Raw genomic sequence first — 11552 nt, 5'->3', positions numbered from 1 at the left:
TTACGGAAGCTGCTGACCAGCGGCTGTGCGCAGTGAGTATGCCCGATCAGCAACGTCCCGTCACCAGTTAACGACCGCTTACTCCAAGAATCCAGTGGTAACTTTTCGATCACCCTCGTCCCGGCGTGCCGGCTTCGGCGCCGGGCAGGACGGATCCAGTTCCTCGATGGCCCGCAGGGCTCCGCCGAGCGTCTTCACCAGCAGCTCGCGCATGGTGTCGCGGGACAGCTCGGGCCGGTCGATCCAGTCGAGGGCGGCGCCCTCCACGCTGCACAGCCAGGCGAGCAGGCCCATCCGGGCCAGCGGGGAGATGTCGCTGCGGCCGTAGGCACCGTGGGCGATGGTCTCGATGATCGCGTCACGCACGCCGTCCCGGATGGCGTGCACCTCGGCGTCGAAGCCGACGCCGCCGCTGACGATGGCGCGATAGGCGGCCTGGTTGTGTTCGGCGTACCGCAGATAGCTGTCGATGGTGCGGTGGACCCGGTCCACGGCGCGCATGTCCAGGCTGGTCGAGGCCAGGGTGACCAGTCCGGCGACGGAGTCCTCGATGATCGCCAGGTAGTAGCCGCGCTTGGACTGGAAGTAGTAGTAGATCAGCCCCTTGGCGACATGCGCCTGGCGGGCGATGTCGTCCATGGACAGCGCGTCGTAGGACGTGTCGGCGAACAGTTTCCGGCCGATGGCGATGAGTTCGGCGCGACGGGCTGCGGAGCGCGCGGTGCCGCGCACCGGCGGACGGACGGCGGCGGCTTGTTGACGCATATTCAATTTCGGCCCTGTTCCAGGCAGTTCGGCGGGACAGCCGCAGTATGTCAGAACATGAACCCGTCAGGATCGGGGTCGGAACAGGGCGCTTTCGGGGCGGCGGGTCAGAGCAGACCGAGCTGGGTCACGAGCATCGCGGTCACGGCGACGAGGACCCAGCCCAGAAGGTGCTCCATCAGCTTCGGGCCGTCGGTACGGGGGCCGCCGGTACGGACGCGGGTGGCGGTGGCCTGGTGTGCGGTCATGCTGGCTCTCGCAGAGGTAGGACGGGACGGACGTACAGGACGGGCCCCCCAACCCCTTTGTCCACCTTGCCACCCGCGACGGCGTGTGCGCTGATGAGCTTGGTCACAGGGTCAGCAGACGCCCACCGCGGCGAGCGCCGTGCGCTGGCGCGGGGTGGGCCGCGCCGGGAAGTAGAGGTAGCAGACCCCTCCGCTGCCGGAGACGACCTTGCCGGAGGCGTTGTACCGCTTGGTCCGCAGCCAGATGTTCTCGAACTCGCGGCGCGGATAGACCCGGCGCACCGCGTCGTCGCTCGGCGAGGCGGGGTCGTTGGCGATGACGTCGCCGTCCGCGGTGAAGCCGATCACGGTCATGAGGTGACCGGAGGTGCCGTAGCCGGCGCCGGTCAGCTCGGTCTTGAGGAAGGACTGGGACGTTATGGCCGGGATGCCGGCCGCGATCAGCGTCTCCAGGTCGGTGAGCGAGGCGAGCCGGGTGACCACGCCCTGGACCCCCTCGAAGGTGGCCGCGTAGGCGGCGTTGAACGGCCAGTTGCCGCAGCCCTGGTACTGGTGGTCGTAGGTGAAGCGGGCCGCGTGGTCGACCTGCGGGTCGGCGTAGGAGGGGTCGACCCAGGACAGTTGCGCGGGGGTGAGCCGGCCGCCCCAGTACTCGATGATCATCTGCGAGGAGGTGGGGCTGCACCAGGCCTCGCCGCCGTTGTCGTACTCCGGGTACTGGCCCTTGTGGATCTCCTGCGAGTAGCGCGGGACGACCAGTTCCCGGGCGAGGGCGGGGGTGGAGGCGGGGACGGTGAAGCGGTCGGGGATGTCGGAGCCCATGGCGCCGAGGCGCCAGACGGTCGGGGTGAGACGGGTGCCGGGCCGGCGATAGAGCGTGAGGCGCAGCCGGTACGAGGCCAGCCGCAGCCCGGTGCTCGCGTCGCCGATCGCGAAGGTGTCGGTCCAGACGGCGCTCTTGCCGTCGCCCTGACCGTCCACCGAGGTCCGCTTGATGTCCTGGTCGCCGGCCGCCCAGCGGCCCATGACGTACCAGGGGGTCGCGGTGCCGTCCGAGTAGGTGCCCTGGAGTTCGACCTGGAGCCAGGTGCCGTCGGGGGTGTGCGCGTTCCAGGAGGCGACGGCCTCGGTGGCGGGTGTGGTGAGCGTGTGGACCGGGCTGGTCCAGACGGCGTACTCCCAGGTGGCGGTGGTGCCGGTGTGCGGGTCGTGGTAGTCGGTACGGCCCGCGGCGGTGTCGATCGCGAGGCCGGGGCGGGAGCCGGGCACGGCCGTGGTGCCCTCGTGGGTGCCGGAGCGCCAGTCGGGATACGTGGTCCAGGCGTGGTAGTCGATCGGGCGGGCCTGCGGCACGCCGGGGTCGTCGGCGTCCGCGGTGTCGGGGCGCTGGGCGGCGGCCGCCGGGGGCGTGAGGCCGGCCATCGCGGCGGTGACGGCGACGGCGAGGACGGTTCGGCGGGACGGCTGCTGGGCTCTGCTCATGGACGCGGTTACCCCCAGGTCCGGGTCGGGGCTGGTGCGGTGCGCGGTGTGTGCGCCAACTATGGAGCAGCCGCGGGGTGCCTTCCAGCACTTCGGCGCGGGCAGCGGAATGAATATTGGTCTGGGCCGGTGGAGGGGGCGCGGGGAGCTGCCCCCCGGCGGCCCACGCGCCCGGCGTGGGGAGCTGTGCGGGCAGCCCCCCACGCGCCCGGCGGCGGGCGGCGCAGGTCAGACGAGATCCATGGCCGCGACCTCGTCGGGGCGGCCGTAGCTGACCGGGCCCTGGAAGCGGCGGCGGGCGGTGGCGAACCACCAGACCGTGGCCACGAGCAGGACGACGGCGAGCGCGATCGGCGCGTAGTTGAAGGAGTCGGCCGTGATCGGCGAGGCCTGCGGCAGCATGAACAGGACGCTGCTGACCAGGATCCAGACCACCGCCAGCCAGCCGATCGGCTTCCCCCAGCGCCCCAGGTGCCACGGCCCGGGCTGGAAGGCGTCACCGAGCCGGAGCCGCAGGAAGATCGGCACCGCGTAGGCGAGGAAGAGCCCGACCACGTTCACGCTGACGATCGCGGTGAAGGCCGTATGGGACCACCAGCCGGGGACGACGAGCGCGAGCGAGCAGGCCACGGCCAGCCAGACCGCCTTCACCGGGGTACGGGTGCGCTGCGAGACCGAGTGCCACCAGCGGGAGCCGGGCATGGCGCCGTCCCGGGAGAAGGCGAAGATCTGCCGGGTGTTGCTGGTGAGGTTGGCGAGGCCGCAGAAGAGCATCGCGCCGATGACGATAAGGAGCATGAGCTTGGCCGCGCCGAGGCCCAGGCCGTCGATGAGGATCTGGACCGGGGGTGCGCTCGTGCCGGCTTCCTTGGCGTAGTCGCCAATGCTGTAGACCAGTGCCAGCATCAGGATCAGTCCGGTGATCGCCGAATAGCCGATGGACCGGGTGATCCCCTTCGGTGCGTTGACCGTCGCCTGGACCGTTTCCTCGGACATGTGGAAGCTGCCGTCGAAGCCGGTGAAGGTCCAGCTGGTGACCAGCAGACCGAGCATGCCGCCGTAAAGCCCGCTCGTGAAGCCGGTGTTGTTCTCGAAATGCGTCACGAAGGACACGTGCTGATGCCGATCGGGCATCACTATGAGTGCGCCCACGATCACGACGAGTCCGATCAGCAGCCACCACACGGAAATACGGTTCAGGACGGCGACGAGCTGCACGGTGTAGGTGTTGGCGAGCCCCTGGACGATGATGATCACCGCCGTGAGCAGCACCGTCTGGTGCGCGGTCGGCTGGTAGGAGGGCCACTGGAGGCTGATGAAGGCCTGGATGAAGGTGGCGGCCGCATAGCCGGTGGCGGCGGTGCCGCCGATCTGGCCGACGAAGTTCAGCCAGCCCGTGAACCAGGACCAGGCGCCCTTGTGCCGTTTGGCGAGTTTACCGGCGGAGAAATACAGCGCACCGCTCGTCGGATAGGCGGAGGCGACTTCCGCCATGGCCGCACCGATGAGCAGCACCATGAGCGAAACGCCGATCCAGCCGAACACGAGAATACGCGGACCACCCGCGTTCATACCGAATCCGAAGGACGAGAAAATACCCGAGAGAATATTGATGATGGTGAAGGAGATCGCGAAGTTGTCGAACGCCTGGAAGCGCCGGGTGAGTTTTCGCGGATAACCCATCGCGTGCAGGGTCGCGTCATCGTCGAGCACGACCCGGTCCGCGCCCGCGCGGGGCGCCGATGTCCGTTCCGACACAGATCGGCCTTTCTGTGGAGGGGGGGCAGGGCGGGGAATAAGGGGGGCGAGCGGTGTCAGCCGGGGCCCGGGACGGGCAGGCCGCAGCCGCGCCGGGCCCGGGAGAGCTGCTCGGCGGGGTCGCCGAAGGCACTCCAGGGCATGCGCGAGGCGTAGGGCCCCATCGCCGTGAAGACCGCCCGCGCCTCGAACTCGCACTGGGCCATGACCAGCGCATGCGCGAGATAGGCCAGGTCGAGCACCGGGGTGAAGCGGTAATCGGCCACCGTGGGCAGCCAGTTGTGGTAGATCGCCAGCGCGGTGGAGCGCCACTGCGGCTGCTCCCAGACCCGGTCGGCGAGCAGCTGGGTCGGGTTGTAGCTCTCCACCAGGGCCACCAGGGGCAGCAGCCGCAGCGCGGAGTCACTGGGAGCCCGCTGGCTGAGGAAGGCGGCCACGTCCCAGGCCGCGTTGACCGAGCCGCCGTGGCGCGTGAAGAAGAACGACAGGAAGCGGTGGTGCGCCTCGCGGTGCCACGGGTCCAGGGACAGGATGTGCGCGAACAACCGCCAGGGGCCCGGTGGCGCGGTGAGCAGGCCGTGCGGGGCCGGCTCGCGCAGCCGGTGCAGCCGGGCCATGGCCAGCTTGGCGACCCACGGCGTGGGGTCCTCGGGTGCCGCCTCGGCGGCCCGGTCGCACGCGGTCAGCGCGATCCGTTCCAGGGCCTCGGCGCGCTGGTCACGGCCGTCGGCGGCCCGCAGGGCGCGTTGCACCGCGACCCGGGCCCACATGAGGGCCGCCTCCGGGCTCGGTTCCTCGGCCAGCCACCGCTCCACCAGGTCGGTGCCGGCCGCCTCGGAGGCGAGGACCAGCGAGCGGTGGGCCCGCAGCGCGAAGTCCGAACGCGTCTCGGCGAGAGCCTCGTACGCGTATCGATAACGTCCGGCGCGCACATCGACACAAACGCTCGCCAGGACCCGGTCGTCGGCCGCCGGATGCCACACATAGTGCCCTTCGAATAAGTCCGCGCCCATGTCCCCCCGCCTGTTCCCCGTACGACGCATCGCGGTTGCGCACGAGGCACCCTACTCAGCGCCGGGCGCACCCGGAACGCCGAATTCGACATATCGGTCAGAGGATTGGGGAAATGGTTATGCAGATGATTGACTGGCCGCCAGCCGATGGTTCAAACGTCGACTTTTGCGGGCTGCACACCCGGCGCACTGCCCGGCAGCGCGCGCTCTAGACTGTTTCCGGAAAACCTCTCACACGACCCGCACCGCATCACCCCCCGGGAATCACCATTCACCACCTCGCCGTCCAGCTGCGCGGACTGCCCCCGTCCCTGGGCCCGGTCCGGCTGATCGGCGTCGACGGGCACGCCGGCTCCGGAAAGTCCACCTTCGCCGGGCGGCTGGCCGCCGCCCTGGGCGGGGCGCCGGTGCTGCACCTGGACGACATCGCCAGCCATGAGCAGCTGTTCGCCTGGACCGACCGGCTCCGCACCCAGGTGATCGAGCCCCTCGCCCGTGGCGAGATCGCCCACTACACCCCCTACGACTGGCGCACCCGTGCGTTCGGCGCGCCGTGTCCGCTGCCCGCGGCGCCGGTGGTGCTGATCGAGGGCGTCGGCGCCGGCCGCCGCGCGCTGCGGCCGCACCTGGCGCAGCTGCTGTGGATGGAGCTGCCCGCGGAGCGGTCCTGGGCACGCGGCCGGCTGCGGGACGGGGCGGAGCAGCGGGAGTTCTGGGACGGCTGGGTCGCGGCGGAGCGCGCACACTTCGCCGCCGACCCCTCGCGACCCCACGCCGATCTTCTGGTGCTCCAGACACCGGAGGGGTATGAGGTGCTGCCGGGACCGAAGTAACCCCTGGGTCGGGCCAGAATATGACTCAGGGTGACGAGCCGTCCCGGATGTGGTGAAGCTGTGAAGACCCTTGTGAGGGAAGTTCTCCGAGTCCCTCAACTCGGCTTGACCGGGGGGCCGTACAGGACTTACGTTCTCAATGTGCGGCATTCGGAGCCGCCTCAGGACGCGAAGCCCCCGGTTGTTCCCCCGTGATCGGGGGCTTCGTTCTGCCCTCGGCGTCCTTTCCCGGCCGCCCGCGCCCCGCGCCGCTCACCCTCGGTCACCGGCGCCCGTGCGCCCCGTCTGCTCCCACCTTGTCAATCGGCCCCTGCGGCACACTTCGGCGCGCGGTGGCCGCGCGGGTACGATGCCCTCGGTGCGACCTTCGAGCAGCTGCCTCGCGCACTGCAACTCCGGTCCGCGGCAGGGCGGTTCGACCGCGGCGGCCGTCGGGCGACTGCCCGGTGGTGAACCACGGGGCACGGTCTGTGGGGGGACGTGATGGACTTCGGCACGCAGGGTCCCGAGGCTCCGGCCGAGCTCGCCTGGTTGCGCGGGGTGGACGCCTACACGATGGGCGCCTATCCGCAGGCCGAGGAGGAGTTCCGCGCCGCGGTGCGGATGGACCCGGGCATGGCGGACGCCTGGCTCGGGCTGCACGCGCTGCGGGTCGACACCACGACCGCGCTGCTCAGAATGTTCCGGCACCGGGACCGCTTCGGCGAGCAGCGCACCCGGCACCGCCGGGCGCTCAACTCCTGGTACTGGCTGGGCTGGTGGGTGCAGCCGGTGCTGGAGACCCCGCGTGATCTGCTGCTGGCGCACGCCTCGCACTGGCTGGACGGCCGGCACGTACCCGAGCTGGACCGGGCGCTCGCCGGGCTGCCCCCGGTCGACACCGACCCGCAGGTCCGGTTTCTGCACTCCTGCCGGGCCTATCTGGTCAAGGACTGGGAACAGCTGGTCCGGCACACCGACCCCTTGCTTGACGACGCCATGCTCGGCATCGAGGCCGGGCTGTTCGGCGGCATGGCCCGGGTCCGGCTGGAGATGTACGGCCAGGCCGAACCCCTCCTCGCGGCGGCGCTGATGCGGTGCCGCAGCGAACAGCCGCAGCGCAAGGAGCTGCGCTACTGGCTGGCGCGGGCGCACGAGGGCACCGGGCGCAGCGCCGCCGCGCTCCCCCTCTACCGCGCGGTGCACCGGGTGGACCCCGCCTTCATGGACACCTCGGCGCGGCTCGCCGCGATCGCCGAGGGCGACGGCTACGACGATCCGGCCGACCTCGCCGCCATCACGCTGACCGGCGCCGGCCAGGACACCGTGGACGGACCGGACTGCGGCTTCGATCCGCTCTTCGGCGCCGAGGGGCGTGATCTGCGGCTGCCCGAGCCGGAGCCGCCGACGGGCCCGCTGGCCTCGGTGACCGGCCCGGCGGTGCGGGCCAAGACCGGGGTCTCCACGTCGCCGATCCCGGCCGGGCCGACCGATCCCGGGTTACTCGAGGAGGCGCTCGCCGAGCTGGAGCGCATGGTCGGGCTCGAACCCGTCAAACGCCAGGTCAAGGCGTTGTCCGCACAGCTCAACATGGCCCGGCTGCGGGCCGGGCAGGGGCTGCCGGTGCAGCCGCCCAAGCGGCACTTCGTCTTCTCCGGTCCGTCGGGCACGGGGAAGACCACGGTGGCCCGCATCCTCGGCCGTGTCTTCTACGCGCTCGGGCTGCTCGGCGGCGACCATCTGGTGGAGGCGCAGCGGGCCGACCTGGTCGGCGAGTACCTCGGGCAGACCGCCGTGAAGGCGAACGAGCTGATCGACTCGGCGATCGGCGGAGTGCTGTTCGTGGACGAGGCGTACTCGCTGTCCAACTCCGGGTACGGCAAGGGGGACGCGTACGGCGACGAGGCCTTGCAGGTGCTGCTGAAGCGGGCCGAGGACAACCGCGACCATCTGGTGGTCATCCTCGCGGGCTATCCCGAGGGGATGGACCGGCTGCTCGCCGCGAACCCCGGGCTGTCGTCGCGGTTCACGACCCGGGTCGACTTCCCTTCCTACCGGCCGCAGGAACTCACCGAGATCGGGAAGGTGCTGGCCGGGGAGAACGGGGACCGGTGGGACGAGGAGGCGCTGGAGGAGCTGCGCTCCATCGCCGGGCACGTGGTCGAACAGGGGTGGATCGACGAGCTGGGCAACGGGCGGTTTCTGCGGACGCTCTACGAGAAGAGCTGTGCCTACCGGGACCTGCGGTTGTCCGCCTATACGGGGGTGCTGTCGCGGGACGATCTGGCGACCCTGCGGCTGCCCGATCTGATGCAGGCGTACGGGGAGGTGCTGTCGGGCCGGGGACCCCACGATCCCTCGGCCTTCTAGACACAGCTCCCCGCCGCCGTCCGTCCGCGCTAGGAGGCGAGCGCCTGCTCCGGTTCGCCGGTGGCCGCTTCCCGGGCCGGCAGCTCGCGGTGGGCCGGGTCCGTCACCTCGCCCACCAGCATCTCCAGGGCGTCCTCCAGGGCCACCAGCCCCAGCACCTTGCCGGTCGCGTCCGCCACCTGGGCCAGATGGGTCGCCGCCCGCCGCATCACGGTCAGCGCGTCGTCGAGCGGCAGCTCGGCCCGCAGGGTCGTCATCGGGCGCCAGACATGCTGGGGCACCGCACGCTCGGAGTCCTCCAGGTCGAGGACGTCCTTCACATGGACGTACCCCATGAAGGGACCCGTCTCGGTCGCGGCGACCGGGAACCGGGAGTAGCCGGTGCGGGCGGTCAGCTCCACGATCTGCCCCGGGGTGACCGACGGCCCCACCGTGACCAGCAACTCGCGGCGCAGCAGGACGTCCGTCACCGGGCGCGAGCCCAGCTCCAGCGCGTCCTCCAGGCGCTCCCGCTCCTCGGGGTCGAGCAGACCGGCCTGGCCGGAGTCCTCCAGCAGCCGGTTGAGCTGCTCGCTGGTGACGACGGCCTCGACCTCGTCCTTCGGCTCGACCCGGAACAGCCGCAGGATGCCCTGGGCGCAGGCGCCGAGGGTCACCGTGATCGGCCGGCACAGCCGGGCGAAGTAGACCAGCCCCGGGCTGAGCCAGAGGGCTGCCTTCTCGGGCGCCGCCATGGCGAGGTTCTTCGGCACCATCTCGCCGACGACCAGGTGGAAGAAGACCACCGCGGCCAGGGCGATGACATAGCCCAGCGGGTGGATCACGCCGTCCGGGAGGTGGACGGCCGAGAACACCGGCTCCAGCAGCCGCGCCACCGTCGGCTCGGCGACCGCGCCGAGCGTCAGGGAGCAGACGGTGATGCCGAACTGCGCGGCGGCCATCATCTGCGGCAGCCGCTCCAGGCCGTACAGCACCTGGCGGGCGCGGGCGGTGCCGAGCGGTTCGATCTGGCTGCGCCGGACCGAGACGAGCGCGAACTCGGCGCCGACGAAGAAGCCGTTGGCGAGCACGAGCAGCGCGGCGAAGAGCAGTTGGAGCAGGCTCATCGGGCCGCCTCCAGGACGTTCGCCACGGGGGCCGTCCTGACCAGGCGGACCCGCTCGGCGCGGTAGTGGCCGACCCGGCGGACCGAGAGCCGCCAGCCGGGCAGTTCGGCCTTGTCGCCGGGGGCCGGGATACGGCCGAGCAGATCGGCGACCAGGCCCGCGACGGTCTCGTACGGCCCCTCGGGCACGTCGAGTCCTATGCGCTGGAGGATGTCGACCCGGCAGCTGCCGTCCACGTCCCAGGCGGGCCTGCCGTCCTCGGGCGGGGCGGCGGCCAGCTCGGGGGCGTCCTGGCCGTCGTGCTCGTCGCGGACCTCGCCGACGAGTTCCTCGACGATGTCCTCCAGGGTGACGACGCCGGCCGTGCCGCCGTACTCGTCGACGATGACGGCGATGGGCTGCTCGCTGCGCAGCCGGGCGAGGAGCGGCTGGACGGGCAGGGTCTCGGGGACCAGGAGCGCCTTGCGGGCTATCCGGCTCACCGGGGTGCGCAGCCGGTCGGCCGCGGGGACCGCGAGCGCGTCCTTGAGGTGGGCCATGCCGACGATCTCGTCGATCTTCTCCCGGTAGACGGGGAAGCGGGACAGGCCGGTGGCGCGGGTGAGGTTGACGACGTCCTCGGCGGTGGCCGTGTCCTGGAGCGCGCTGACCTTCACGCGCGGGGTCATCACGTGCTGCGCGGTCAGCTCGCCCAGGGTCAGGGTGCGGACGAACAGGTCGGCCGTGTCCTGCTCCAGGGCGCCGGCCTGCGCGGAGTGCCGGGCCAGCGAGACGAGTTCGCCCGGGGTGCGGGCGGAGGCCAGTTCGTCGGCGGGTTCGACGCCGAGGGCGCGGACCAGCCGGTTGGCGACCGTGTTGAGCGCGGCGATCACGGGCCGGAAGAGCCGGGAGAAGTGGTGCTGCGGGCCGGCGACGAACCGCGCGACCTGGAGCGGCTTGGACACGGCCCAGTTCTTGGGGACCAGTTCGCCGATCACCATCTGGATGGCGGAGGCCAGCAGCATGCCGACGACCACGGCGATGCCGGAGGAGGCGCCCGCGGGCAGGCCGAGCGCGGCGAACGGGGCGTGCAGCAGACCGGCCAGGGCCGGCTCGGCGAGCATGCCGACGACCAGGGAGGTGATGGTGATGCCGAGCTGGGTGCCGGAGAGCTGGAAGGACAGCTCCCTGAGCGACTCGACGACCCGGCCGGCGCGTCGGTCGCCTTCGGCGGCGGCCTGCTCGGCGTCCGGGCGCTCGACGGTCACCAGACCGAACTCGGCGGCCACGAAGAAGCCGTTGGCCAGGATGAGCAGCAGGGCGGCTGCGAGGAGCAGCAGAGAGGTGGTCACGATGCCGCCGCCTTCCCGTCATGTCGGGTGGGGGCGGCGCAGGTACTACAGGACGATCCGTCCATCGCCGGAGGGGGTCACTCCTCGGGTAGCAGGAACCCCCGGGCACCGGAGGGCGCACAGGGGTGGAGGCGCAGCGAAAACGCCTCCGCCCCACAGATTAATCAAGACAGGGCCCACAAGGGCAGGGTGGGCGACCCGGAGTCAGCCCCGATCTTCCCCTACCCGGGCCGTCGAGCGGGCCTCGGTGAGCGCCCGGAGCGTGCCGGCGTCGGCGATGGCGCGCTGCTTGGCCAGGCCCGGCTGGATGCCGAGCGCGGCCAGGCTGGTGCCGTCGCTGAGGTCGAGGAACACCCAGGGATCGCCCGGACGGAGGTTCACCTGAAGGATCTCCGCCCACTCCAGCCGCCGCTCGCCGGCGATGTTCACAACGGTGACACCGGACTCCTCGGCGATCACCCGCACCCGGGAGATCCGCGCCAGCACCCAGAAGATGAGCGCCCCGGTGAGGACGAAACTGAGCCGCTCGCCCGGGCCGAGATGCTCCAGCAACAGGGCGACCCCGGAGATGGTCAGGAAGATCGCCAGGCCGGCGGTGAGCAGGATGGCGCGGGTGTGGCCCGGCCGGAAGGTGACGGGCAGCTCGGGAAGGTCGGACATCGGTGGC

At 71.3% G+C, this 11552-nt stretch carries 9 protein-coding genes and 1 pseudogene; 2 read left to right on the top strand and 8 right to left on the bottom strand.

The window, feature by feature from the left end; translation table 11 throughout:
• Positions 1-78: 78 nt before the first annotated feature.
• From ACZ5CZ_RS03930 to ACZ5CZ_RS03910, 5 genes are all read right to left on the bottom strand, one after another.
• Entirely contained in the window at positions 79-765 is a 687-nt protein-coding gene (locus ACZ5CZ_RS03930; RefSeq protein WP_385846683.1) for a TetR/AcrR family transcriptional regulator, read from the bottom strand.
• A 107-nt stretch (positions 766-872) separates the two neighbouring features.
• On the bottom strand, positions 873-1013 hold the full coding sequence (locus ACZ5CZ_RS03925; RefSeq protein WP_385846682.1) for an SCO1431 family membrane protein: 141 nt from the start codon (positions 1011-1013) through the stop codon (positions 873-875).
• Positions 1014-1124: 111 nt separating this feature from the next.
• Entirely contained in the window at positions 1125-2495 is a 1371-nt protein-coding gene (locus ACZ5CZ_RS03920; protein WP_468938866.1) for a peptidase C39 family protein, read from the bottom strand.
• A gap of 228 nt (positions 2496-2723) precedes the next feature.
• Positions 2724-4253 carry an amino acid permease gene (locus ACZ5CZ_RS03915; protein ID WP_385846679.1) on the bottom strand — a complete coding sequence of 510 codons (1530 nt, stop codon included), beginning with the start codon at positions 4251-4253 and terminating at the stop codon, positions 2724-2726.
• Between the two features lie 56 nt (positions 4254-4309).
• Positions 4310-5266 (bottom strand): hypothetical protein, encoded by a 957-nt coding sequence (locus ACZ5CZ_RS03910; protein ID WP_468938865.1) that lies wholly within the window; start codon positions 5264-5266, stop codon positions 4310-4312.
• A 269-nt stretch (positions 5267-5535) separates the two neighbouring features.
• Here ACZ5CZ_RS03910 and ACZ5CZ_RS03905 point away from each other — a divergent pair.
• Positions 5536-6155, top strand: a pseudogene (locus ACZ5CZ_RS03905) (uridine kinase family protein).
• Between the two features lie 427 nt (positions 6156-6582).
• On the top strand, positions 6583-8448 hold the full coding sequence (locus ACZ5CZ_RS03900; protein ID WP_468938863.1) for an AAA family ATPase: 1866 nt from the start codon (positions 6583-6585) through the stop codon (positions 8446-8448).
• Between the two features lie 29 nt (positions 8449-8477).
• Here the strand turns inward: ACZ5CZ_RS03900 and ACZ5CZ_RS03895 are convergent, their stop codons facing one another.
• The 3 genes from ACZ5CZ_RS03895 to ACZ5CZ_RS03885 form a co-directional block, all read right to left on the bottom strand.
• Entirely contained in the window at positions 8478-9554 is a 1077-nt protein-coding gene (locus tag ACZ5CZ_RS03895) for a hemolysin family protein (RefSeq protein WP_468938860.1), read from the bottom strand.
• Positions 9551-10885 carry a hemolysin family protein gene (locus tag ACZ5CZ_RS03890; RefSeq protein WP_385846674.1) on the bottom strand — a complete coding sequence of 445 codons (1335 nt, stop codon included), beginning with the start codon at positions 10883-10885 and terminating at the stop codon, positions 9551-9553. Before ACZ5CZ_RS03890 ends, ACZ5CZ_RS03895 begins: the two co-directional genes overlap by 4 nt.
• A 204-nt stretch (positions 10886-11089) precedes the next feature.
• Entirely contained in the window at positions 11090-11545 is a 456-nt protein-coding gene (locus ACZ5CZ_RS03885; protein ID WP_467543879.1) for a PH domain-containing protein, read from the bottom strand.
• Between the last annotated feature and the right edge of the window lie 7 nt (positions 11546-11552).

The organism is Streptomyces sp. NPDC031418 (assembly GCF_055581605.1).
Note: the sequence above shows the minus strand (reverse complement) of the source record. Positions and strands in the feature narration are given on the sequence as shown.

What these genes read in the sequence shown, in the direction of transcription:
- ACZ5CZ_RS03930 (WP_385846683.1), bottom strand. Translation starts at nt 765, where the DNA reads ATGCGTCAACAAGCCGCCGCCGTCCGTCCGCCGGTGCGCGGCACCGCG.
- ACZ5CZ_RS03925 (WP_385846682.1), bottom strand. Translation starts at nt 1,013, where the DNA reads ATGACCGCACACCAGGCCACCGCCACCCGCGTCCGTACCGGCGGCCCC.
- ACZ5CZ_RS03920 (WP_468938866.1), bottom strand. Translation starts at nt 2,495, where the DNA reads ATGAGCAGAGCCCAGCAGCCGTCCCGCCGAACCGTCCTCGCCGTCGCC.
- ACZ5CZ_RS03910 (WP_468938865.1), bottom strand. Translation starts at nt 5,266, where the DNA reads ATGGGCGCGGACTTATTCGAAGGGCACTATGTGTGGCATCCGGCGGCC.
- ACZ5CZ_RS03900 (WP_468938863.1), top strand. Translation starts at nt 6,583, where the DNA reads ATGGACTTCGGCACGCAGGGTCCCGAGGCTCCGGCCGAGCTCGCCTGG.
- ACZ5CZ_RS03895 (WP_468938860.1), bottom strand. Translation starts at nt 9,554, where the DNA reads ATGAGCCTGCTCCAACTGCTCTTCGCCGCGCTGCTCGTGCTCGCCAAC.
- ACZ5CZ_RS03885 (WP_467543879.1), bottom strand. Translation starts at nt 11,545, where the DNA reads ATGTCCGACCTTCCCGAGCTGCCCGTCACCTTCCGGCCGGGCCACACC.